General features: G+C 67.8%; 20 protein-coding genes. 15 read left to right on the forward strand and 5 right to left on the reverse strand.

Going from position 1 to position 23,985, the window contains the following annotated elements:
- Positions 1 to 24: 24 nt before the first annotated feature.
- Positions 25 to 915 (reverse strand): LysR substrate-binding domain-containing protein, encoded by an 891-nt coding sequence (locus M2282_RS10115; RefSeq protein ID WP_280808641.1) that lies wholly within the window; start codon positions 913 to 915, stop codon positions 25 to 27.
- Between the two features lie 76 nt (positions 916 to 991).
- Here M2282_RS10115 and M2282_RS10120 point away from each other — a divergent pair, with 76 nt between their 5' ends.
- The 6 genes from M2282_RS10120 to M2282_RS10145 all read left to right on the forward strand — a co-directional run bounded on the left by M2282_RS10120 (position 992) and on the right by M2282_RS10145 (position 6,912).
- The gene (locus M2282_RS10120; protein WP_280808642.1) at positions 992 to 1,861 is read left to right on the forward strand and encodes an HpcH/HpaI aldolase/citrate lyase family protein; all 870 of its coding nucleotides are present in this window, start codon (positions 992 to 994) and stop codon (positions 1,859 to 1,861) included.
- Between the two features lie 40 nt (positions 1,862 to 1,901).
- A complete protein-coding gene (locus M2282_RS10125) occupies positions 1,902 to 2,891 on the forward strand; it encodes a tripartite tricarboxylate transporter substrate binding protein (protein WP_280808643.1) in 990 nt (329 codons plus the stop codon).
- A 24-nt stretch (positions 2,892 to 2,915) separates the two neighbouring features.
- Positions 2,916 to 4,100, forward strand: a complete 1,185-nt coding sequence (locus tag M2282_RS10130; RefSeq protein ID WP_280808644.1) for a CoA transferase — start codon at positions 2,916 to 2,918, stop codon at positions 4,098 to 4,100.
- A 6-nt stretch (positions 4,101 to 4,106) separates the two neighbouring features.
- Complete coding sequence (locus M2282_RS10135; RefSeq protein WP_280808645.1) at positions 4,107 to 5,003, forward strand: amidohydrolase family protein; 897 nt, start codon at positions 4,107 to 4,109, stop codon at positions 5,001 to 5,003.
- On the forward strand, positions 5,000 to 5,962 hold the full coding sequence (locus tag M2282_RS10140; protein WP_280808646.1) for a tripartite tricarboxylate transporter substrate binding protein: 963 nt from the start codon (positions 5,000 to 5,002) through the stop codon (positions 5,960 to 5,962). Before M2282_RS10135 ends, M2282_RS10140 begins: the two co-directional genes overlap by 4 nt.
- A gap of 200 nt (positions 5,963 to 6,162) precedes the next feature.
- Positions 6,163 to 6,912: an EAL domain-containing protein gene (locus M2282_RS10145; protein ID WP_280808647.1), complete on the forward strand. Its 750-nt coding sequence runs from the start codon at positions 6,163 to 6,165 to the stop codon at positions 6,910 to 6,912.
- Positions 6,913 to 6,952: 40 nt separating this feature from the next.
- On the opposite strand, the gene M2282_RS10150 is transcribed toward M2282_RS10145, so the two are convergent.
- Together M2282_RS10150 and M2282_RS10155 are read right to left on the reverse strand one after the other, a co-directional pair.
- Positions 6,953 to 8,842 carry a GspE/PulE family protein gene (locus tag M2282_RS10150; protein WP_280808648.1) on the reverse strand — a complete coding sequence of 630 codons (1,890 nt, stop codon included), beginning with the start codon at positions 8,840 to 8,842 and terminating at the stop codon, positions 6,953 to 6,955.
- Positions 8,843 to 8,932: 90 nt separating this feature from the next.
- Entirely contained in the window at positions 8,933 to 12,022 is a 3,090-nt protein-coding gene (locus M2282_RS10155) for a PAS domain-containing protein (RefSeq protein ID WP_432422886.1), read from the reverse strand.
- Positions 12,023 to 12,194: 172 nt separating this feature from the next.
- Between M2282_RS10155 and M2282_RS10160 the strand changes: the two genes are divergently transcribed.
- Positions 12,195 to 13,256: an adenosine deaminase gene (locus M2282_RS10160; RefSeq protein ID WP_280808650.1), complete on the forward strand. Its 1,062-nt coding sequence runs from the start codon at positions 12,195 to 12,197 to the stop codon at positions 13,254 to 13,256.
- On the opposite strand, the gene M2282_RS10165 is transcribed toward M2282_RS10160, so the two are convergent.
- Positions 13,217 to 14,518, reverse strand: a complete 1,302-nt coding sequence (locus M2282_RS10165; protein ID WP_280808651.1) for an MFS transporter — start codon at positions 14,516 to 14,518, stop codon at positions 13,217 to 13,219. The two genes, M2282_RS10160 and M2282_RS10165, sit on opposite strands and share 40 nt — an antisense overlap.
- Before the next feature lie 97 nt (positions 14,519 to 14,615).
- On the opposite strand from M2282_RS10165, the gene M2282_RS10170 reads away from it, so the two are divergent.
- Positions 14,616 to 15,575, forward strand: a complete 960-nt coding sequence (locus M2282_RS10170) for a LysR substrate-binding domain-containing protein (protein ID WP_280808652.1) — start codon at positions 14,616 to 14,618, stop codon at positions 15,573 to 15,575.
- A 103-nt stretch (positions 15,576 to 15,678) separates the two neighbouring features.
- Positions 15,679 to 16,779, forward strand: a complete 1,101-nt coding sequence (locus M2282_RS10175; protein ID WP_280808653.1) for a BMP family ABC transporter substrate-binding protein — start codon at positions 15,679 to 15,681, stop codon at positions 16,777 to 16,779.
- Here the strand turns inward: M2282_RS10175 and M2282_RS10180 are convergent, their stop codons facing one another.
- Positions 16,780 to 17,643 (reverse strand): LysR family transcriptional regulator, encoded by an 864-nt coding sequence (locus tag M2282_RS10180; protein ID WP_280808654.1) that lies wholly within the window; start codon positions 17,641 to 17,643, stop codon positions 16,780 to 16,782.
- A 118-nt stretch (positions 17,644 to 17,761) separates the two neighbouring features.
- Between M2282_RS10180 and M2282_RS10185 the strand changes: the two genes are divergently transcribed.
- The 6 genes from M2282_RS10185 to M2282_RS10210 all read left to right on the forward strand — a co-directional run bounded on the left by M2282_RS10185 (position 17,762) and on the right by M2282_RS10210 (position 23,981).
- The gene (locus M2282_RS10185) at positions 17,762 to 18,367 is read left to right on the forward strand and encodes a short chain dehydrogenase (RefSeq protein WP_280808720.1); all 606 of its coding nucleotides are present in this window, start codon (positions 17,762 to 17,764) and stop codon (positions 18,365 to 18,367) included.
- Positions 18,364 to 19,347 (forward strand): SMP-30/gluconolactonase/LRE family protein, encoded by a 984-nt coding sequence (locus M2282_RS10190; protein WP_280808655.1) that lies wholly within the window; start codon positions 18,364 to 18,366, stop codon positions 19,345 to 19,347. The genes M2282_RS10185 and M2282_RS10190 overlap by 4 nt, the downstream gene beginning before the upstream one ends.
- Before the next feature lie 90 nt (positions 19,348 to 19,437).
- Complete coding sequence (guaD, locus tag M2282_RS10195) at positions 19,438 to 20,724, forward strand: guanine deaminase (RefSeq protein WP_280808656.1); 1,287 nt, start codon at positions 19,438 to 19,440, stop codon at positions 20,722 to 20,724.
- A 78-nt stretch (positions 20,725 to 20,802) separates the two neighbouring features.
- Positions 20,803 to 21,369 carry a dCTP deaminase gene (dcd, locus tag M2282_RS10200; RefSeq protein WP_013542862.1) on the forward strand — a complete coding sequence of 189 codons (567 nt, stop codon included), beginning with the start codon at positions 20,803 to 20,805 and terminating at the stop codon, positions 21,367 to 21,369.
- 108 nt (positions 21,370 to 21,477) lie between these two features.
- On the forward strand, positions 21,478 to 22,365 hold the full coding sequence (gene ypfJ / locus M2282_RS10205) for a KPN_02809 family neutral zinc metallopeptidase (protein ID WP_280808657.1): 888 nt from the start codon (positions 21,478 to 21,480) through the stop codon (positions 22,363 to 22,365).
- A gap of 131 nt (positions 22,366 to 22,496) precedes the next feature.
- Positions 22,497 to 23,981, forward strand: coding sequence for a DEAD/DEAH box helicase (locus M2282_RS10210; RefSeq protein ID WP_280808658.1), 1,485 nt, complete (start codon positions 22,497 to 22,499; stop codon positions 23,979 to 23,981).
- The last annotated feature ends 4 nt before the right edge of the window (positions 23,982 to 23,985 follow it).

The raw sequence follows: 23,985 nt of genomic DNA on the forward strand, positions 1-23,985 counted from the left end.
CCTTTTTTTATCCTCGGGAGCGTTTCAGCGAGGCCTTGACCGCTTCCCCGCAACGACGATCTCCGCGCTGTCGACGAACCCCCGTATCAGCCGCTGCCGGGGCGAGGCGCGCAGCCACAGGATGCCGAAGCGCCGCGGCTCCGAAGGCAGCGGCAGCGCAATCTTCGCGACGCGCTGCCCTTCGAGCAGCGGCGATGCGATGTCGGGCACCAGCGAAACGCCCAGCCCCCGGTCGACCATCATCGCGATCGCCAGCAGCGAACTGAGCTCGAAGCGTTCCTGCGGCACGATGCCCGCGGTGCGCAGGTACCGGTCGGCCTGCTTGCCGCCGCCGAGCGCGCGGTCGTAGCGGATGAGCGGCGAGGTTCGCAGCAACTCGTGCGGATCGCGCCTGGCGAGCCGGCTGGGCGCCAGCAGCACCAGCGGTTCCTCGCGCAGCAGCGACCAGTCGAAGGTCTTGGCGAGTGCATACGGTGGATAGAGGCACACGGCCGCATCGAGCTCGCCCTGCTGCACCGCCTTGTGAAGCGTGGCCGTCGTGCCCGATTGCAGGAACACCTTCACCCCTGGATGCGTCTTCACGAAGCGCGCGAGGATGTCGGGCAGCAGGCTGTGGATGGCCGTGTTGATGGTGCCGATGAGCAGCTCGCCGCCGGCCGCGTCGCTGTTCAACAGCGTCTTGATATCGCCCACCTCGCGCAGCAGGTTGCGCGCACGCTGCACCAGCAGGTGGCCCGCCTCGGTCGGCTGCACCGTGCGGCCCGCGCGCGCCAGCAGCGGCGCGTTGAGCTCGCGCTCCAGCGTGCGTATCTGCTGTGCCACGGCCGCGGGTGTCAGGTCGAGCCGGCGTGCCGCTTCGGACATCGAGCCCGACTCCACCACCAGGAGAAAGCTTTGCAGGTAGGCGGTTTCCATGAAGATAGATTTTCTATGAACTGATCATAGAAAGCATGTGTTTTTCTTTTCTCATGCGCTGCGCACACTGCGGCGCATGAGAAGCAAACTGTTCGTTCCCGGAACGCGCCCCGAGTTGTTCGCCAAGGCCCTGGGCGGTGCGGCCGATGGCGTGTGTTTCGACCTGGAAGATGCGGTGTCCGAGCCTCGCAAGGGCGAGGCCCGCGATGCCGTTCGCCGACTGCTGCAGAGCGGCGAGCCGGCCGCATCGGGCAAGACCGTGATCGTTCGCGTCAACGCGATGGACACGCCGCATTTCGCGGACGACATTGCGGCGGTTGCCCAACCCGGCGTGCACCTCGTCAACATTCCCAAGCCCGAGAGCCCGGCGCATGTGCGTGCCGCGGTCGAGGCCATCGAGCGCGCCGAGCAGGCCAACGGTGTGCGCACGCCCATCGGCCTGCTGCTGAACATCGAGGCGCCTTCGGCACTGCGCACCGCCGCGCAGCTTGCGATGGCGCATCCGCGCGTGGCGGGTCTGCAGCTGGGGCTGGGCGATTTGTTCGAACCGCTGGGCATCGCGCGTCGCGAGCCGGCCGCGATCCAGCAGGCGATGTTCGCGATGCGCATTGCCGCGGGCGAGGCGGGCGTCTACGCCTACGACGGCGCGTTCGCGGACATCCGCGATGCCGAAGGGTTCCGCGCCGAGGCCATGCTGTCGCGCAACCTCGGCTATCTCGGCAAGACCTGCATCCACCCGAGCCAGATCGCGATCGTCAACGAGGTGTTTCGGCCCACCGACGAAGAAATCACTCACGCCTGCAAGGTGGTCGAGGCCGCCCGCGACGCCGATGCCAAGGGCGTGGGCGCCTACGTGGTCGACGGAAAAATGATCGACATCCCTTTCGTGATCCGCGCACGCGCCATCGTCGCGAGCGCGCGCAGCCTGGGGCTGTTGCCGGGCTGAGCGTTCCGCTTCCTTTAAAAAAAATCAGGAGACAAGACAGATGAAGATTTCCCCGTTGTTTCGCCTGCGCACGCTTGTTGTGGCGACCGTCGCCAGCGGTTGCTTCGTGAGCGGCAGCGCATTCGCGCAGGCCGCGTATCCGGCCAAGACCATCACCATCGTCGTGCCCTATCCGGCAGGCGGCTCGAACGACACCTTTGCGCGGCAGGTGGCCAAGGAGCTGGGCGATGAACTCAAGCAACCGGTGATCATCGACAACCGCCCCGGCGCGAGCGGCAACACCGGCACCGGGCAGGTCGCCAGGGCCACGCCCGACGGCTACACGCTGATGGCGGTGTCGTCGAGCATGACGACCAATGCGGCCGTGCAGTCGAAGCTGCCGTTCGATCCGGTCAAGGGCTTCGCGCCCATCGCCATGTTCGCCAAGGGGCCGTTCATCGTCGCGGTGAACAACGAGTTTCCGGCCAAGACGCCGGCCGAGCTCATCGCGGCCATCAAGGCGAAGCCGGGGCAGTACAACTATGCGTCGTCCGGCACGGGCAGCGTCAACCAGTTCGGCACCGAGCTGCTCAAGGCCAAGGTGGGCGACCTGCAGATCGCGCACATTCCCTACAAGGGAATGGGCCCGGCCGTGACCGACCTCGTGGGCAACCAGACGCAGCTGTTGATTTCGAGCGGGCCGTCGCTGCTGCCGATGGTGCGTGCCGGCAAGCTGCGCGCGGTCGGCATCACCAGCCTCAAGCCGAGCCCGATCGCGCCGGACCTCACGCCGCTTTCCACCGCCGTGCCCGGCTACGAATTCGAGCTCTGGTGGGGCCTGCTGGCACCCGCGGGCACGCCGCCCGAGGTGGTCGCCAAGCTCAATGCGACGGTCAACAAGATCCTGGCCAAGCCCGAGATCACGGCCAACTTCCTGCGCGAAGGCGCCATTGCCACGCCGCTCACGCCCGCGCAGTTCGGCACGGTCATCGCCGAAGACGTGGAGCGCTGGAAGAAGCTGGCCAAGCAGCAGAACATCACCGCCGACTGAGCATTGAAGAAGAAAGAACGATCCATGAGTCTCGACGCCCCGCACGACGACACACGCCTGCCCGCGCGCAACGGCCCCGCGGGGCCGCTCAGCGGCGTGCGCGTGCTCGACCTGAGCGCCTACATCGCGGGCCCCTACGGCTGTTCGCTGCTGGCCGACCAGGGCGCCGAGGTCATCAAGATCGAACCGCCGACGGGCGACAACCTGCGCAAGTACCCCTCGACGCTCGAGGCCGAGAGCCGCGCCTTCATCGGCGTGAACCGCAGCAAGCTCGGCGTGGTGCTCGACCTGAAAAATGTGCAAGACCTTGCCGCGCTGATGGCGCTGGTGCGCACCGCCGACGTGCTGGTGCACAACTTCCGGCCCAGCGTGCCGCCGCGGCTGGGCATTGCGTACGACCAGCTGAAGGCGATCAATCCGCGGCTCATCTACTGCAGCCTCACGGGCTATGGCGAGACCGGTCCGCTGCGCGAGAAGGCGGGCTACGACCAGGTGCTGCAGAGCATGACCGGCATGTGCGCACTGCAGGGCAAGCGCGGCGAGCCGCCCGAGATCATCTACGGCTCGGTGGTCGACTACTACGCAGCCGCACTGGTGGCCGCCGGCGTGGCCTCGGCGCTGTACGAGCGCGAGAAGAGCGGGGAGGGCCAGTTCGTCGGCGTGTCGCTGCTGCGCTCCGCGCTCACGATGCAATCGGCGCGCATGGTGTGGGCCGAGGGCGAGCCGAAGGATGTGGGGCGCGACATGCGCTCGGGCGGCATCACCGGCCTGCATCCGACGCGCGAAGGCCACATCTACATCTCGGCCAACACGCCGCACTTCTGGCAGGCGCTGTGCGCCAAGGTGGGCCTGACCGAGCTCGCGGCCGACGAGCGCTACGACTCGGTGCGCAAGCGCGCGCAGCATTTCGCCGAGATCGTTCCGCGCCTGCGCGAGGCGCTGGCTGCGCGCACCGCGCTCGAATGGGAAGAACTGTTCGGCGAAGAGGTGCCCTGCGCGGCGGCCCGCACGGTCGAGGACATGTTCGACAACGAGCAGGTGCTGGCCGAGGACATGGTCGCGAACTTCGCGCATCCCACGCTTGGCTCGTACCGAGGATTCACGCGTGCGGTGCAGTTCGGCCGCACGCCGGGCCCCGAGCCCTTTGCCGCGCCGACGTTGGGGCAGCACACGGGCCGGGTGCTCAGAGCCACGAACGCGGCAGACTGACGCCGAATGGACGTCGTCTACCCCCACAGCAGCGGCACGCGCAAACCCACCAGCGCGGCGCCGGCGGGCGCGTGCGACGCGCACATGCACGTCTACGACCGCCGCTTCGCGCTGCACGGCTCGGCCGATGCGATGGTCGACAACGCCACGGCCGGCGACTACCGCCTGCTGCAGCAACGCATCGGCACGCAGCGCACGGTCGTCGTGCAGCCGCGCGTGCATGGCACCGACAACAGCGTGACGCTGGACGCGATTCGCGTACTCGGCGCCGCGAACACGCGTGGCATCGCGGTGGTCCGCCCCGATGTGAGCAACGCCGAACTCGAGCGGCTGCACGCAGGCGGCATTCGCGGCATCCGCTTCACGCTCTACACGCCGGCCAATGCGGCGACCGATTTCTCGATGGTCGAGCCGCTCGCGCAGCGCGTGCATGCGTTCGACTGGCATGTGCAACTGCACTGGAGCGCAGACCAGATCGCAGCGCACGCGGACCTGCTCGCGCGGCTGCCGTGCACGATCGTCTTCGACCATCTCGCGCGCCTGCCGTTGCCCGATGCGCTCTCGCATCCCGCGTTCGATGTGGTGAGCCGGCTGCGCGATAACGGCCGCACGTGGGTGAAGCTCTCCGGCCCCTACCTCGATTCGAAGACAGGCGCCGCCGGCGCCTATGCCGATACCGCAGCCGTCGCGCAGGCCTGGGTTCGCCAGGCCCCCGAGCGCGTGGTGTGGGGCAGCGACTGGCCGCATCCCACCGAGCCGGCGGCCAAGCCCGACGACGCGGTGCTGTTCGACCTGCTGGGCACGTGGGTGCCCGACGAAACCACGCGCCGCCGCGTGCTCGTGGAGAACCCGGCGCTGCTCTACGGCTTTCCTGAAACGACGACACCCGAGACATCCGAATGAAGAAGAGACACGCCCTGAAATCGATCGCCGCCCTTGCCGCCTGCCTTCCACTGCTGGGCTGGGCCGCATGGCCCGACAAGCCGATCCGCATGGTGGTGCCGTATGCCGCGGGCGGCGGCGCGGACAACACCGCGCGCGTGGTCGCGCAGCAGATGAGCATCGCGCTGGGCCAGCAGATCGTCATCGACAACAAGCCGGGCGCCGGTGGCGTGATCGGCGAAGACAACGTGGCAAAGGCACCGGCCGACGGCTACACCGTGCTCTACGACGCCTCGGCCTTCTCGGTCAATCCGTCGCTGCGCAAGCTGCAGTTCGATGCGGCCAGGGACTTCATTCCCGTGTCGCTGGTGGCCACCGCGCCGCAGATCCTCGTCGTGCCCGCCACCGCGCCGTACAGGACGGTCGCGGAGTTCCTGGACTTCGCGCGCAAGAACCCCGGCAAGCTGAGCTTCGCATCGGCCGGCGGCGGCACCGGCTCGCACCTGGCGGGGGAGGCGCTGAACGAACAGGCCAAGGTCAACCTGATGCACGTGCCGTACAAGGGCGGCGCGCCCGCGCTGACCGACGTGATGGGCGAGCAGGTCTCGGCGTACTTCGGCAACGTGGCTTCGACGCTGGGCTACGTCAAGTCGGGCAAGCTGCGCGCGCTGGCCGTGAGTTCCGCGAAGCGGGTGCCCGGGCTGCCCGACACACCGACGCTCGCCGAGTCGGGCCTCGCGGGCTACAACGTGGTCGAGTGGAACGGCGTGTTCCTGCCCAGGGGCACGCCGCCCGACGTCGTGCAGCGGTTGGGCAAGGCGGTGCAGGCGGCGGTCAACGATCCCGCGGTGAAGCAGAAGTTGCTGCAACTGGGGCTGGAGCCCGCGGGCTCCACGCCCGAGGCGTTCTCGAAGTTCGTGCAGGACGAGACAGGCCGGGTGAGTGCGTTGGTGAGGGCGCGGAACATCCGGGTCGATTGATCCCGGTCGCCGCGTCGGCGGGGGCTGGTTTCGCGGCTCATGGCGCGGCCAGGCGCCGAGCAAAGGGGCCTTTCGTTTCAGGAACGCCACGACGCCGGGCGGTGGGCGCCAGCGAGAGGGCGACCGGGACCCAAAAAGCGCTTACAGTCATCGCGCTGCATCTCCCCCCGAAAAAACCTTCCCGCCAACCCGCGAGGCCCATGTCCGTGACCACCCAAACCCTGGCCGATGCCTGCTTTCCCGGCTTCGGTTCGGCGTTCACCATGGCGTTCCAGCCGATTGTCGACCTCGCGCGGCACGAGGTTTTCGCGCATGAGGCCCTGGTGCGAGGCCTCTCGGGGCAAGGCGCCGGCGAGGTGCTCGCCGGTGTGGATGCCTCCCAGCGCTTTGCCTTTCACGAGGCCTGCCGGGTCAAGGCCATCGAGATGGCCGCGGCCCTTGGCATGGGGTCCAGGCTCAGCCTCAACGTGCTGCCCAACGACGTTGCCGGGCAGTCCCAGTGCTTTCGCACGGCCATGGCCGCCGCGGATCACTGCAATTTCCCGGTGAATCGCCTGATGTTCGAAGTCACCGAGGGCGAGCGGGTGACCGACCTGCCCGGCCTTGCGGCCGTCTTCAAGTCCTTCAGGCACCACGGCTTCACCTCGGCCATCGACGATTTCGGGGCCGCCTACGCGGGCTTCGAGCTGCTCGCGGGCTTCCAGCCCGATGTGGTCAAGATCGACATGAGCCTGGTGCGCAACATCCACGCCGACCCGGTCCGCCTGGCCATCGTGAAGGGCTTCGTCGGCACCTGCGCAGAGCTGAACATCCGGGTGGTGGCCGAAGGCGTCGAGGTGTCGGAAGAAGTCGAGGCGCTCCACGCGCTGGGTGTGGATCTGTTCCAGGGCTACTTCTTCGCGAAGCCCGCCATTGCCGCATTGCCGGCCGTGGCGTGGGGCACCGCCTGACGCGGCGGGTGCGCCCCGCCGGTCCCGCTCACCCGGTCACTCACACATTGCTGGTCGCGCGGACTTCCTCGATGCTCGTCTGTCCGGCCAGCACCTTCTCGATGCCGTCCTGACGCAGCGTGCGCATGCCTTCGCGCAGCGCCGCCTGCTGCAGTTCCTCGGCGCGCGCGCCGCCCTGCACCAGGCGGCGAAGGGTCTTGGACATCACCATCAGCTCGTGGATGCCGACGCGGCCCTTGAAGCCGGTGTCCCCGCAATGCGGGCATCCGGTGCTGGTGAAGGTGTGCAGCCGGCCGTCGTGCCCATGGCGTGCGATCCAGTCGTCGTGCACGGCCTTGCGCTCGGCGGGGGGGGACTCCGCGCCGAAGGCGTGCATGTAGTCGGCCAGCAGTTCCTCGACCTTTTCCGGGCTCGCGGGCGCGCTGGTGGTGCACTGGCTGCACAGGCGCCGCACCAGCCGCTGCGCCAGCACCGCCAGCAGCGAGTCGGCGAAATTGAAGGGGTCCATGCCCATGTCCAGCAGGCGGGTCACGGTCTCGGGGGCGCTGTTGGTGTGCAGGGTCGAGAGCACGAGGTGGCCGGTCAATGAGGCCTCGATGGCGGTTCCGGCGGTCTCCGCGTCGCGGATTTCGCCCACCATGATCACATCGGGATCGGCGCGCACGAAGGCCCGCAGCGCCTTGGCAAAGGTCCAGTCGATGCGGGGGTTGACCTGCACTTGCCGCAGGCCCGCCTGCGTGATCTCGATGGGGTCTTCCGCGGTCCAGATCTTTCGCTCGGGCGTGTTGATGTGCATCAGCGCCGAATGCAGCGTGGTGGTCTTGCCCGAACCCGTCGGCCCCACGCACAGCACCATGCCGTAGGGGCGCTCGATGGCCTGGGTGAGCTGCGCGAGATTGCGCGGCGACAGGCCCAGCTGGCTCATCGGAATGGGCTTGGCGGACGCAAGGATGCGCATGACCACGTCCTCGAGGCCGTTGTTGGTCGGGATGGTGGCCACGCGCAGCTCGATGCGGTGCTGCGGCGAGTACTTGCCGAAGTTGATCTTGCCGTCCTGCGGCTTGCGCTTCTCGCTGATGTCCAGGTCGCACATGATCTTGATGCGCGCGACCACCGCGTTGCGGTAGCTGGAGGGAAGCTCCAGGTAGGTGTAGAGCCGCCCATCGCGGCGAAACCGGATGCGGGTCTTGTCGTTGCCTGGCGAGCTTTCGATGTGGATGTCCGATGCGCCCTCGCGGTGCGCTTCCAGGATCATGCTGTTGATCATGCGCACGAGCGAGTTGTCCGATTGCTCGATCGGCGCCTCGGTGCTGGCGGCGACCGAGCGGCCCTCCTTCTCGAGCGTTTCGAGCAGCTCGCTGGTGCCGGCCATGTCGAACTCCAGCGGCCGCATCGGATCGAGGCTGGCCGAGCGCGCCGCCGCGGGCTCGCCGAGTTTCTCGTAGGCTCGTTGCAGCACGCCGTCCAGGTCGAGGCATTTGCCGAGGACCGGAATCACCTTCACCTGGGCGATGAACTCCACCTCGTCGATCGCGGCGTGCCGGCTGGCGGGGTCGTCCAATGCGACGACCAGGCGCCCCTCGTGCAGCATCAGCGGCATCACCTGGAGCCGCTGGGCCGCGGCGTGGCCGATCTTGCGCAGGGCCTCCGCGGCCGGCGCGAACAGGTGCAGGTTCACCAGCGGGTAGCCCATCTTGTGCACCAGCGCCGTCTGCAGCTGGGCGCGGCTGACCAAGCCCATGCGCACCAGCGTTTCGCCCAGGGGCACCTGGGGAGTGAGCTGCTGCTGCGCGAGCGCGGTGCGCAGCTGCTCGTCGGTGATCATGCCCAGCGACATCAGCGCCTGGCCGATGCGCGCGATCGGCATGCGGCTCTGGGCGGCGAGTTCGGTCAGCAGTTGTTCGGGTGTGGTGACTTCGGTGGATGTCATGCAATGGTTCCTCTTGTTCTGGCGGTTCTGTTCCGGCGCCCGATGGCGTGGAACGCGCTGCGGCCGGAGCCGCGGAATGCAGGCGATGAATCAGACGGAAAACTCGAACCTGTTCCTCCCCGCCGACTTTGCCGCATAGAGCGCGCTGTCCGCACGGGCCAGCAATTCCTCGGCAGTGAAGGAGGCAATGTCCCCTTCGCGAAATACCACGCCGATGCTGGTCGTGACCCGCAGCGACCGGCCGTCGATGCGGAACGCGGGAGCGCGGACCCGATCGAGGATCTTCTGCGCCACGGCCGCCGCCGCCTCCCGCGCATGCAGGTTCTCCAGCACGACGATGAACTCGTCCCCCGCAAGCCGCGCCACGGTGTCGGTGCTTCGCACGCTGGCCCGCAGCCGGTCGGCGTATTCGGTCAGCACGCTGTCGCCGCTCGCATGGCCCAGGGTGTCGTTGATGGACTTGAATGCGTCGATGTCCAGGAACATCAGGGCCATCGCGCTTCCCGTGCGCTGCGCGCGCAGGATCGCCGCGGGCAGGAGCTCGTTCAAGGCGAGCCGGTTCGGCAGGCCCGTGAGCGTGTCGAGCCGGGCCAGTTCGATCAGCTGGTTCTCCACGGCCTTCAGCGCGGTGATGTCGAGGCTCAGCGAGAAGATGCCGCGGGTCGTTCCATCCGCCGCCTTGTCGGGCACGTAGCTCGTGCGGGTCACCCGAACCTGATCCTTTGTCTTGGTCTCTGCATCGAACTCGACCCGCTCACCGCCCAGCGCCCGCGCGATCATGCCCTTGCGCATGGAATAGAACTCGAAGCCAGCCACTTCGCTGATGTGGCGGCCCAGAAGCTCCGCGGGCTCGACATCGAGCCACTCTCGGTAGGTGCCGTTGGCGAAGGCCACTTTCTCCTCGCGATCGATGTAGGTGATGAGCGCGGGCAGGTTGTCGGTGATGGTGCGCAGACGTTCCTCGCTCTCGGTGCGCTGCAGCTCCGCCTGCTTCAGCGCCGTGATGTTGAAGGTCATGAGGTAGAACCCCAGCACGCGGCCCGCGAGGTCCTTGTCCGGTATCAGGTGCGCCTGGAAGTAGCCGTCCCTGCCATGCAGCGGCGCATGAACGGGAAAGCGCACCTGCTTGCCCGCGAGCACCACGGGGATGTACGGCGCGTGCTGCCTGTACATCGATTCGCCCAGGGCCGACCGCAGCGTGACGCCGTCCAGCGGACGGTCGCCATGGTCCGCCCACTGCCGCGCGCGGTTGTTGGCGTAGAGGCAGTTCTCCTCGCTGTCGAAATAGCCGACCAGGGCGGGAATGCTGTCGGTCACGTCGCGCAGCCGCTTCTGCTGCTCGGTCAGGGCCTTGCGCACGTTCACTTCGTCGGTGATGTCGAAGGTCATCGCGAAGACGCCCTGCACCGCGCCGCTCGCGTCCTGGTCGGGAATGTAGTGGGCCTTGTAGGTGCGGTCGCCGACGCCGAGCGCCGGGTCGCCGTTCTTCTCGATGACCACCGTCTCGCCCGCCAGGGCGCGCCGGATCCAGGGCTCGACGACGGCGAAATCCGTCGGCCCGCGCACCTCGGGCATCGACTGGCCGACCATCGAATCCTTCCGGTGCAGCGCCTTGATGTGGGCGTTCACGAAGGTGTAGTGCAACGACGCATCGACGTGCGACACCAGTGCCGGAATGTTGTCCGCGATGGTGCGGACCTTTGCCTCGCTGTGCGCCAGGCTGGCCTCGGTGCGCTTGTGCTCCGTCACGTCGAAGGTCATGGCGTAGTAGCCGCGGTACTGCCCGGCCTGGTCGAGGTCGGGGATCAGGTCGGTCTGGAAGAAGTGCTCCTGCCCATCGGGCCCCGACGCATCGCGCCGCTCGAAGGTGACCGGCTTGCCCGCCGCCACGCGCTGGAGGCCCGCTGCAAGGGCCGCATCGTCGCCGGGGCTGTTCATGCTCTGCACCGGCTGCCCGATGAGCTGCGCCGCGCCCTGGCCCAGCTTCTCGCACAGGCGGGCGTTCACGAAGGTGTAGCGGCCCTGCGCATCGGCATGCGAGACCATGGCGGGGAGGTTGTCGGTGATGTCGCGCAGGAACTTCTCGCTCGCCTGCCGCTGCCGCATCAGGCGGTCGAAGGTGCGCGACAGGTCGCCGATTTCATCGTTGGTGTATTTGCGCAGCGCCGCCACCTCGGCCGGTGCGGCCTGCGCGTCCAGCATGTGCCGGTGCAACGCCGTGACGGGCTTGAGCTGCCGCCGCACGACGGCCAGCGCGATCGCCCCGGCCAGCAGCGCGAGCACGAGAGCCCCCGCCCAGGCCGCGCGCTCGATGGCATCGACGTGCGCAAACGCCTCGTCGCGCGGATACATGGCGCCCATGATCCAGTCGGCCTGCCGCAAGCGCCTGAAGGCATAGAGGCCGTGCACGCCCGCGCGGTTGACGCCCTCGGTCGCACCTTCGAAGCCCGCGATCGCGCGTTCGATCTCGGGGTTGCGCGCCGTGTCCGGGCTCGCTGCATTGGAACCCCGCTCTTCGCGCGGATGGTCGATCACGACGCCGTCCGTCGTGGTGATGAACAGGTATCCGGTGTCGCCGAACCTCACGCCGGCCAACTCACCGAGGATGTTGCGGTCCTTCAGGTTGATGGAGCCGCTGATCACGAACTGCACCTGGCCCTCTTCGTCCAGGACCGGCTCGGTGATCGCCACCTGCGCCAGGCCGTTGATCCGGTTGCGGTAGGGCTGCGAGGTCACGCCCGCCTTGGCGGCCACCGTGTCCTGGAAATACGCGCGATCCTTGAGATTCACCCGGCCGATCGGGTCGGCGCCGTTGAGGTTGGCCACCAGGTTGCCTTGCATGTCGATGAAGGACACGTTGTCGAACGCCTCGCGCAAGGACTTGTGGCGCTCCAGGAAGGCCTGCAACGGCGCCGCATCCGGCAGCTGCAGCGCCTCCGCGCTGTCGCCGAAGGTCTTGAGCAGCGTGCGCCGGCTGACGAACTTTTGGTCTACCGCATCCGCCAGGGCCGAGACGCGCGCGAACTCGTCCTTGGCAATCGACTCCCGCATGCTGGTCTTGACGAATTGCAGTGCAACGGTGGCTACGGCGAATGTGGCTGCCAGCACCACGGCGGCAACGCCAAGGCTCAGGCGTGTGTGCAAGCCAATACGGAATTTTCTGGAACCTGGTGGATTCATTGACCTGCGTAGTGCATCGCAACCAAGGAGCTGGCGCAGTTCGCCAAGGTAGGCGTTCCAGGGGAGAAGCGCAAGTAGCCGTTTTCCCGATCCGGCGTAGGGCGCCTTCGGGCGATGGCTGCGCGACGGCTGCGCTTATGCTGTGCGGGATCACAACGCAGACGCCCACGCCATGACCGACTTCCGCCCCGCCTACGACAACCGTTTCGACCAGATCCCCGCCGACCGCCTCCCCGAGCTGCTGCGCGCCATGCCCAAGGCCGAGCTGCACATGCACATCGAAGGCTCGCTCGAACCCGAGCTGATCTTCGCGCTCGCACAGCGCAACGGCGTGGCCATTCCGTATGCCAGCGTCGAGGACCTGCGCCGCGCCTACGCCTTCACCAACCTGCAGAGCTTTCTGGACATCTACTACGCCGGCGCCAGCGTGCTGCTGAAGGAGCAGGACTTTTACGACATGGCCTGGGCTTATCTCGAACGCGCCGCGGCCGACAACGTGGTGCACACCGAGATGTTCTTCGACCCGCAGACGCACACCGCGCGCGGCGTGCTGATGGAAACGGTGATCGACGGCCTGCACCGCGCGTGCGTCGATGCGCAGCCCAGGCTGGGCGTGAGCGCATCGCTCATCCTGTGCTTCCTGCGCCATCTGAGCGAAGAAGAGGCTTTCGAAACGCTGGAGCAGGCGCTGCCGTTCCGCGACAAGTTCATCGGCGTCGGCCTCGATTCGAGCGAGGTCGGCCATCCGCCCGAGAAATTCGCCCGCGTGTTCGCACGCTGCCGCGAGCTGGGCCTGCGCCTGGTCGCGCATGCCGGGGAAGAGGGCCCGCCCGAGTACGTGTGGAGCGCGCTCGATGTGCTCAAGGTCGAGCGCGTCGACCACGGCGTGCAGAGCGCCAAAGACCCGGCGCTGATGAAGCGGCTCGCGCAAGACCGCATTCCGCTCACCGTGTGCCCGCTGTCGAACCTCAAGCTCTGCGTGTTCCCGGACCTCGCGCAGCACAACCTCGGCGCGTTGCTCGATGCGGGGCTGGTCGCCACGGTCAACTCGGACGACCCTGCCTACTTCGGCGGCTACATGAACCAGAACTTCACGCAGACCTTCGCCGCCACCGGCCTCGGCGTGCGGCACGCCTGGCAGCTCGCGGCCAACAGCTTCGAAGGCAGCTTCATCGACACCGCCGCCAAGCGCGCCTACGTGGACCGGCTCAACGCCGTCTTCGCGACTTTCTGATCGGCAGCGGCCTGCCGCGGCACCAGCAGCGGCATCGCCACCAGCGCACAGGCGCTGGCCGCAAGCCACACCATCGGCCAGCCCTGCAGTGCGAGCAGGTGCGGAATGGAAAAGGGCGTGACGAAGCACACCAGGAACACGCTGGTGTTCGCCATGCCCAGCGCGGTGCCGGCGCGCGCCGCGCCGGCCAGCGTGGCGAGCTCGGTGTAGGCCACGCCGTGCCAGGCCGATACGCAGACGCCGCTCACTCCCAGCAACACCACCAGCGCGATGCGCAGCGCCAATGAATCGGCGGTGTGCGTGCCCGCGGCCATCACCAGCACCGCGAGCGCGGCGAACAGCGCCACGCTGAGTGCGCTGCAGGCGCGCAGGTAGGCCGGGCGGTTGCGGCGGCGGTCGGTCCAGCGGCCGCTCCACACGCGCATCGCCATCGCGCCCACCTGCGTGAAGACCATGGTGGCGGTGATCGTCGCGAGGCCCGCATGGCCGAAGTCGTGTAGGAAGACCGTGCCGAAGGACAGCACCGCGAACTGCGGCGCGCAAAGAATGCCGATGCCCAGCACGATGCGCCAGACACGCGCATCGCGCAGCGGGCCGGTCTTCGATGCGATCGCCGCTTCGGCGACGTTGGCCTTGGTGCGCGGCGCGATCGGCGGCTCGTGCACCCACGCCCAGCTCATCAATGCACTCAGTGCGCACAGCAGCGCCAGCAGGCCGTAGAGCGCGGCAAAGCCGAAGTGCAGTGCGACGAACGGCAGCACCAGCGCCCCGATGCCGCCACCCAATGGCACGGCGGTCTGGCGGATGCTCATTGCGAGCCCGCGTTCGCCTGCTTCGAACCACGTCATCACCGCACGGCCGCTCGCACCGTTGACGCTGCCGCCCAGCAGGCCGACCAGCAGCAGGCCCGCGGCGAGCCAGCCGAGCCCGGGGATGTGCTGCCCGCTCGGCGCGGCCCGGAGCGCCATTGCCACGAGCGCGATCGCGGTGCTGCCGAGCCCGATCAGCAGCACTGGCCGATCACCCCAGCGGTCGGTCAGCAAGCCCCATGGCAGTTCGCTCACCGCGATGCCCAGGCCCATGAGGCCGAGCACGAGGCCGAGCGTCGCGTTGTCCAGCTGGTAGCCGGTGCGCATCAGCACGGCGGTCATCGGGATGCCGCTGAAAGCCACAGAGAACGCCGCGTTGGCGGCGACGCCCGCGGCCAGCACCTTCCAGCGGTGGCGGGGCGAGTACGAAGGGGAAAGAGGCGAATGGGTCATGGTGCGGCGAAGTCTCCGTCGTTGCCAAGGTTTTGAAAATCAGAAAATAATGAGTGAACCGTCCAGAAAAACAGGACGATCAGAAAAGGATGAATCCATGTCCCAGGTGATGTTCGATCTCGACGTGCTGCGCAGCTTTTCCACCGGCATCGCGCTCGGCAGCTATGCCCGGGCCGCCGACCGGCTGGGCCGCTCGACCTCCGCGGTGAGCGCGCAACTCAAGAAGCTGGAGGCGCAGGCCGGCACCGTGCTGTTCCGCAAGGCCGGCCGCGGGCTGGAGCTCACCGACGCCGGCGAAACCCTGCTGGCCTACGCCCACCGCATGCTCGAACTCAACGAAGAGGCGAGCGCCGCCATGCGCGGCGCCGACCTGCAGGGCTGGGTGCGGCTCGGCCTGCAGGAAGACTTCGGCGAGACGCTGCTGCCCGCGGTGCTCGGACGCTTTGCGCGCGCGCATCCCAAGGTGCGCATCGAGGCCTGCGTGGCGCGCAGCAGCGAGTTGCGCGAGCGGCTGGAACTCGGGCAGTTGGACCTCGCTCTGGCGTGGGACGCAGGCGATCAGCCGCCGTCGTTGCATGCCGAGCGCGTGGCGCGCCTGCCGCTGCAATGGATCGGCCCCGCATCCGGCGGCGCGCTCGATGCGGCCTGGTGGAAGGAGCGAGAGCGCCGCGAAGGCGGAAGTCGCGGCGCGCGCAAGTCCAAGGAGCCGCTGCCGCTGGTGCTGCTCGACGCGCCGTGCCCGCTGCGCGACATCGTCACCAAGGCGCTCGACCGCGCCGGCGTGCCGTGGCGCCACGCGTTCACGAGCGCCAGCCTCGCGGCCCTGTGGGCGGCCAGCTCGGCGGGCCTCGGCCTGACCGTGCGCACACCTTTTGGGCTGCCCTCGCATGTGCGTGCCATCGACCGCACGGCGATCGGCCTGCCGGCACTGCCCCAGATGTCGATGGCGCTCTATCGCGCGCAGGCCAACGCCGAAGCGCCCGTGGGCCGGCTGGCCACGCTGCTGCTGGAGGCTGTGCGGCAGCATGTGCAGGTCGATGCGTCGCCGCTGCACTGAGAAACGCCTCGCGCCAGGGCCTGCCCTAAAATCCGCACCCCGCAGCTGGGCGTCCCGGCCGGCTGCGGGTTTTTGCTTTTCCGGGGCCATGTAGAGGACCACCATGTACAAAAACCTCGCGGGCCGCGCCGTTCTGGCGTGGGCAGCCGCCTGTTTTCTATCTCCCGCTTTTTCGCAACCGCAGGCACCGAAGGCGCCGCTGAAGATCGGCTTCGTCTACGTCGCGCCGGTCACCGATGCCGGCTGGGTGCGCCAGCATGAGGAGGGCCGCAAGGCCGTCGATGCGGCGCTCGGTGCGAAGGTGAAGACCACCTTCGTCGAGAACGTGGCCGAAGGCGCCGATGCCGAGCGCGTGATCCGCGACCTCGCGCAGCAGGGCAACCAGCTGATCTTCACGCCCAGCTTCGGCTACATGGAGCCGACGCTCAAGGTGGCGCGCGATTTTCCCGATGTGAAGTTCGAGTCGATCACCGGCTACAAGCAGACGCCGAATGTGGCAACGGCTAATGCGCGCTACTACGAAGGCCGCTATCTCGCGGGCATCGCGGCAGGGCGCATGACGAAGACGAATGTCGCGGGCTATGTGGCGGGCTTTCCGATTCCCGAGGTGCTGCAGGGCATCAACGCGTTCACGCTTGGCATGCGCTCGGTGAACCCGAATGCGAAGGTGGTCGTGGTGTGGCTCAACGAGTGGTTCGATCCGCCCAAGGAGCGCGACGCGGCAATGGCGCTCTTCAACCAGAACGCCGACGTCGTCGCCTTCCACACCGGCTCCACGGCGGTGATGGCCGCGGCGCAGGAGCGCGGCAAGATGGCCATTGCGTACCACTCCGACATGCGCAAGATCGCGCCCGATGCGCAGATCGTCGCGGTCACCCACCAGTGGGGTGGCTACTACACGCAGCGCGCGAAGGCGGTGCTCGACGGCAGCTGGAAGAGCGCCAACCTCTGGGGCGGCGTGAAGGAAGGAATGATCCGCGTCGGCGACTTCGGCACCAAGGTGCCCAAGGCCGTGCAGCAGGAAGTGCTGACACGGCAGCAGGACATCGCGGCCGGCAAGCTGCAGCCGTTTCGCGCGGTGGCGGCCGATGTGCGCGACAACGAGGGCCACGTCGTGATCGCCAAGGGTGCGCAACTGAGCGACGAGCAGATTCTCAAGATGAACTGGCTGGTCGATGGCGTGCAGGGCCGCGTGACGCGCTGATCAACCCAGCCGCTCGACCACGAAGTCGACGAAGGTGCGCAGCTTGGCGCTCGGCCGCGCCTCGGGCAATCGCATGATGTGCACCTGGCGCGTCGGCAGTTCCCACTCCGGAAGCAGCTGAACCACCTGGCCCGAGGCCAGGGCGGGGCCGAGCAGCGCATCGGCCTGCACGATCACCCCCACGCCGGCCATCGCGGCCGCCAGCAACGCCTGCCCGTTGTTGGTGGTGAGCGGGCCGCGCACGGGCACATGCACCGTCTGGCCGTCGCGCGTGAAGCGCCATGAATGGTCCGGGCCCCAGGTGGCGAAGCCCAGCAGCGGAAAAGCCTCGAGGTCCGACGGGTGCTTCGGCTGGCCGTGGCGCGCGACCCATGCGGGGCTCGCGACCGCGAACATGCGCGCCAGGGCGAGCGGCCGCGCGATGAGGCGTTCATCGACCGCCGCGCCCGATCGGATGCCGCAGTCGAAACCCTCTTCGGCCAGATCGACCACGCGATCGTTGAGCACCAGGTCCACCTTCACCTGCGGATACGCCGCGATGTAGTCGCCGATCACCGGGGTGAGCCGGTGCGCGCCGTAGGCCACCGGCGCCGTGACGCGCAGCACACCTTGCGGCATGGCGCGCAGCGACTCGGCCACGCCATCGGCGGTGTGCACGCTCGCGAGCACGTCGCGGCAGCGCTCCAGGTAGGCCGCACCGATTTCGGTGAGCGCATGGCGCCGCGTGGTGCGCTCCAGCAGGCGCGCGCCCAACTGGTCTTCGAGCGCGCGGATGTGCTTGCCGACCATCACGGCCGAGAGATCGAGCGCCTCGGCTGCCGCCGCAAAGCTGCCCGCATCGACCGTCGCGACGAAGACTTCCATGGCGCGCAGCTTGTCCATATTAAGAACCCAGAGTTTCGAATTGCCGAACCGGATGGCAATTTATCAAACTATCCGTTCGCAAAACAATGGCGCTTCCGATTCATTGAAAGAGGCTGTCATGAAGATTCTTGTTGTGGGCGCTACCGGTGCCATAGGCAGTGCAGTAGCCGGAGTGCTGGCCGAGCGCGGGCATGAAGTAGTGCGGGCAGGGCGTATGCGCGGTGACCTGCAGGTCGACATCACGAGCGATGCGAGCGTCGAAGCGCTGTATGCGGCGGTGGGGTGTGTCGATGCGATCGTCTCGGCGGCGGGTGGCCTGTTCTTCGGGCCGCTCGCTGAAACGCGACCGGCCGATTTCAACATCGGGCTGCAAGACAAGCTGCTCGGCCAAGTGCGGCTTGCGCTGCTGGGACAACACATGCTGGCCGATGGCGGCTCGATCACGCTGACCACGGGCGTGGCGGCCGAAGACCCGGTTCGCGGGGGAAGCAATGCGGCGGCAGCGAATGCGGGCCTCGAGGGTTTCGTGAAGGCTGCGGCGATCGAGCTGCCACGGGGCCTTCGCATCAACGCGGTGAGTCCGACGCTGCTGACCGAATCGTTGGCTGCATATGGCGCGCTCTTTCCGGGCGTCGAAACCGTACCTGCCGCGCGCGTGGCGCTGGCTTATGTGCGCAGCATCGAAGGACCGCTGACGGGGCGCGTGTTTCGCGTGTGGCAATGAGCAGGCGCACACGATTCGCCGGCGCCTTGCTCGCGCTCGCCGCGACGGCGGCGGCCGCCGCACCGCCGGCCGTGCAGGCGCTGCCCGAGGACTGGTATCCGGAGAGCGTCGCCATCGGGCCGGACGGCGCGTTCTACGTCGGCAGCTGGCGCCAGGGCGCGGTCGCCCGGTTGAAGCCGGGTGCTGCGCCGAAGGCCGAGGTGCTGGTGAAGCCCGGTGCCGATGGCCTCGCGAACGGGCAGGGCGTGCTGGTCGATGCGAAACATCAGGCCCTGTGGGTCTGTTCGGGCAACAGCGGCTTCACCACCGTGCCGCAGGCGCCGAGCGCGCTCAAGCGCTACGACCTCGCCACCGGCGCGCCGCGCGCAAGCTACGCGATGCCCGATGCGGGCTACTGCAACGACCTGGCACAGGACGCGCACGGCAACATCTACGTGACCGACTCCTTCCATCCACGCGTGTTGCGGCTCGCGCCGGGCGCGGCCGCGCTCGCGGTGTGGAAGGAAGACGCGGCGTTCGCCGGCGAAGGGCCCTACAGGGGGCTGAACGGCATCGCCATCGATGGCGGGCGCGACGTCTACGTCAGCCTCGTGGCGGCGGCGTCGCATCTGCTGCGCATCGGGTTGAACGCGGATGGCCGGGCCGGCGAGGTCACGCGCATCGAGGCGCCGCGCGTGATGAAGAACGTCGACGCGATCCGCGCCTGGAAGCCCGGGCGGCTGGTGCTGTTCGAGAGCAATGCTTTCGGCGACGGGCCGTACGGCGGGCAGGTCACGGTGGCGCGCATCGATGGCACGAAGCTCGGTCTGCAGACGGTGGTGGCCGGGCTCAACGACCCGTCGTCGGGGGCGGTGCTGGGCGACCGCGTCTATTTCATCGAGTCGAAGTACGCGCTGCTGCTCAAGCACAAAGACGACGACGCAGCCGTGCCGCGCGGCGTGCCCTTCGATATCCAGTCGCGCGCTTTGCCGAAGGACTGATCGCGCGGTGGGGAGTGCATTCCGCATATAGCACTCATACGCGCATGGAAATTGCGGCGGCGCGGGGCTGGATTACCCTCCGCAGCCACGATGAAAAAAGCCTACCGCGCCTCCCTCCTGCGATTCGACGACGCCGGCCTGCCCGTTTTCGATGAAGACGGCCTGCTGGTCGTCGCCCCCGACAACGCCGGCCGTCAGCGCGTCGTCGATGCCGGCAGCCACGCCGCCGTGTCGCCGCGCCATCCCGATGCCGACCTGACCCACCTGCCGGGCCGCATCCTCGCGCCGGGCTTCGTGGACATGCACATCCACTTTCCGCAGACCGACATCATCGGCGCTCCCGCGCCGGGCCTCCTGCCCTGGCTCGAGAACTACACCTTCCCGGCCGAAAGCAAGTTCGTCGACCCCGCGCATTCGAGCGAAGTGGCCGATGTGTTCTTCGACGAGCTGCTGCGCAACGGCGTGACCACCTCGCTCACCTTCGCGACCTCGCACGTGGCCTCGGTCGATGCCTTCTTCGAGAGCGCGCAGCGCCGCCAGCTGCGCATGATCACCGGCAAGGTGCTGCAGGATCGCAACTCGCCCGACGGCGTGCGCGATGAGACCGAGCAGAGCCTCGTCGATACCGAGTCGCTGATCCGCAAGTGGCACAACGTCGACCGCCTGGGCTACGCCATCACGCCGCGCTTCGCGCCCACCAGCACCGATGCACAGATGCGCGGTGCCGGCGAGCTGGCCGCGAAGTACGGTGACACCTGGATCCAGTCGCACGTGGCCGAGAACCGCGACGAGGTGCAGTGGGCGCGGGAGCTGTATCCGAAGTCGCGTTCGTACCTGGACGTGTACGCCGGCTTCGGCCTGATGCGCGAGCGCGCCGTGTACGCGCACTGCATCTACATCGACGACGAAGACCGCCGCCTGATGCGCGAGACGAAAACGGCCGCGGCCGTGAGCCCGACGAGCAACCTGTTCCTGGGCAGCGGCTTCTTCGATTTCGGCGCGGCCGACCGCATCGAGTCGCCCTATGGCCTGGCGAGCGACGTGGGCGGCGGCACCAGCTTCAGCCCCTTCCACACCATGCTGGCCGCCTACTACGTGGGCCGCGAGGGCCAGACCAAGACCGGCCTGAGCATCCCGCCCTCGCGGCTGTGGTGGCACCACACCGGCGGCGCGGCGCGTTCGCTGGGGCTCGATGGCGTGGTCGGCAACTTGCAGCCGGGCTGCGAAGCCGACTTCCTGGTGCTGAATCCGTCGGCCACGCCGCTTCTGGCGCGCAAGACGAAGCTGGCGAACACGCTGGAGGAATTGCTCTTCGCGATGATCGTGCTGGGCGATGACAGGCTGGTCGAGCGCACGGTGATCTCGCAGGCGGGCTGAACTGCGCCGGGGGGAGGGCACACAGGGCGCCCATGCCACAATTCGGCCCCGATTCCCCCGCAGCAGCAGCGAGCGCATATGAGCATCAAGAGCGACAAATGGATCCGGCGCATGGCCGAACAGACCGGCATGATCGAGCCCTTCGAGCCCGGTCAGGTGCGCGAGGCTTCAGGTCACAAGATCATCAGCTACGGCACCTCGAGCTACGGCTACGACATCCGTTGCGCGCCTGAATTCAAGGTCTTCACTAACATCCACAGCACCGTGGTGGACCCGAAGAACTTCGACGAGAAGAGCTTCGTCGACATGCACGGCGACTACTGCATCATCCCGCCCAACAGCTTCGCGCTGGCGCGCACCGTCGAGTACTTCCGCATCCCGCGCAACGTGCTGACCATCTGCCTCGGCAAGAGCACGTACGCGCGCTGCGGGATCATCGTCAACGTGACGCCGTTCGAGCCCGAATGGGAAGGCTATGTGACGCTGGAATTCAGCAACACCACGCCGCTGCCCGCCAAGATCTATGCGGGCGAGGGTTGCGCGCAGGTGCTGTTCTTCGAAAGCGACGAAGTCTGCGAGACCAGCTACAAGGACCGCGGCGGCAAGTACCAGGGCCAGCGCGGCGTCACTCTGCCGAAAACCTGACGCGCCGGCGGGCCGGGCACTGACGCCCGGTTACCCCGGGCGGCCTGGGGCCAAGTACCATCCAGCCACCATCCGGCAACAGTTGTGCATGCCGGGAAGGAGACTGCGATGAGATGGGAAGGCAACGAACAATCGGACAACGTCGAGGATCGCCGCGGTGAGGGCGGTGGCGGCGGCGGAGGCGGCTTCATCGGCGGCCGCAGCATCGGCATCGGCACCATCGCGGTTGCGTTGATCGCAGGCTGGGTCTTCGGCATCAACCCGCTCACCGTGCTGAGCCTGCTCAGCGGTGGTGGCGGTCCGGCCCAGGTGCAGCAGGCGCCTCAAGGCCCGGCGCCCAAGCCGCCCTCGGGCGACCGCGAGGCAGCCTTCGTCTCGACCGTGCTCAAGAACACCGAAGTGGTGTGGACCGACATCTTCCGGCAGAACGGCGGCAGCTACCAGGCGCCCCGGCTCGTGCTGTTCCGCGGCGCCACGCCCACGGCCTGCGGCACGGGGCAATCGGCCATGGGCCCGTTCTACTGCCCGGGCGACAAGAAGGTCTACATCGACCTCGGCTTCTACGAAACGCTCAAGAACCAGCTCGGCGCACCGGGCGAATTTGCGCAGGCCTACGTCATCGCGCACGAGGTCGGCCATCACGTGCAGGACGAACTGGGCATCACCGCCAAGGTCGACGGCATGCGCGGCCGGTTGAGCCAGTCGCAGAACAACGCGGTGAGCGTGCGCGTCGAGCTGCAGGCCGACTGCTTTGCAGGCGTGTGGGCGCACCATTCGCAGGAATCGAAGAAGTGGCTCGACCCGGGCGACATCGAGGCCGCCATGAACGCTGCGCAGAAGATCGGCGACGACGCCCTGCAGCGTTCCGCAGGCCGCGCGGTGGTGCCCGACAGCTTCACCCACGGCTCCAGTGCGCAGCGCCAGAAGTGGTTCGGCGCGGGTTATCAGAGCGGCGACATGAAGTCCTGCGACACCTTCAACGCGCGCAATCTTTGAGCCGCATGGGCTCACAGGGCCCGTGTTTGTTGCCTTTGGTGCTATTGAATAAATAGCAATACAGCCGGCGCGGACGTTGTCACGGCGCCGTCACTGCCGTTTTTTGCGGCGATGCGACAATAGCGGGCTCAATGACAAGCTCCTTCTCCAATCTTTCGCTGGCAGAACCGCTGGCCCGCGCCGTAGCCGAAATGGGCTACGAGACCATGACACCGATCCAGGAGCAGGCCATTCCGGTCGTGCTTTCGGGCCAGGATGTGATGGGCGCCGCGCAGACCGGCACCGGCAAGACGGCGGCGTTCTCGCTCCCCCTGCTGCAGCGCATGCTCAAGCACGAAAACGCCTCCACCTCGCCCGCGCGGCATCCGGTGCGTGCGCTGGTTTTGCTGCCCACGCGTGAACTGGCCGACCAGGTCGCGCAACAGGTCAAGCTGTACGCCAAGTACACCAACCTGCGCAGCACGGTGGTGTTCGGCGGCATCGACATGAAGCCGCAGACGCTGGAACTGAAGAGGGGCGTCGAAGTGCTGGTGGCCACGCCGGGTCGCCTGCTCGATCACATCGAAGCCAAGAACGCGGTGCTCAACCAGGTCGAATACGTGGTGCTCGACGAAGCCGACCGCATGCTGGACATCGGCTTCCTGCCCGACCTGCAGCGCATCCTGAGCTACCTGCCCAAGCAGCGCACCACGCTCCTGTTCTCGGCCACGTTCTCGCCCGAAATCAAGCGGCTGGCCGGCAGCTACCTGCAGAACCCGGTCACCATCGAAGTGGCGCGGCCGAACGAAACGGCCTCCACGGTCGAGCAGCATTTCTACAGCGTCTCCGACGACGACAAGCGCCGTGCGCTCAAGCAGATCGTCACGCAGCGCGGCATCACGCAGGCCTTCGTGTTCGTCAACAGCAAGCTCGGCTGCGCGCGCCTCGCACGCTCGCTGGAGCGCGACGGTCTGCGTACCACCGCATTGCACGGCGACAAGAGCCAGGATGAACGCCTGAAGGCGCTCGCCTCTTTCAAGGCCGGCGAAGTCGACCTGCTGGTGTGCACCGACGTCGCGGCCCGGGGCCTCGACATCAAGGACGTGCCCGCCGTCTTCAACTTCGACATTCCGTTCAACGCCGAAGACTACGTTCACCGCATCGGCCGCACCGGCCGTGCCGGCGCCTCGGGCCTGGCCGTGAGCTTTGCCAGCGGCGGCAACGATGCCCGCCTGGTGGCCGACATCGAGAAGCTGATCAAGAAGAAGATCGAGCTAGAACCCGTCGAGTTCGAAGAAGACCGTCCGCGCGGCCGCATCAACGACGGGCGCCGCCACTGGCGCGAAGAAGGCGAAGCCGGCGACGCACGCGATGTGCTCGACCAGCCGCGCGAGCGCAGCAGCAGCAGCTTCGGTGCCGACGCTCCCCGCCGTAGCACCGGCGGCGGCGGACGCCCGCACCGTGCGCCTTCGGCACCGCGCGATCCGTTCTTCGACAAGCCCTACGAGCCGGGCCAGGCCGACGCAACGCCAGCCTGGGAAGCCGCCGCCAAGGCCGCGCCCGCGCGCGGCATCTCGAGCAACATCAAGAGCAAGCGCAAGGTCGCGGCGCTGTTCAAGTCGGCCGAGCCGAGCTGATCCG

Source organism: Variovorax boronicumulans (assembly GCF_029892485.1).
Classification (GTDB): Bacteria; Pseudomonadota; Gammaproteobacteria; order Burkholderiales; family Burkholderiaceae_C; genus Variovorax; species Variovorax boronicumulans_B.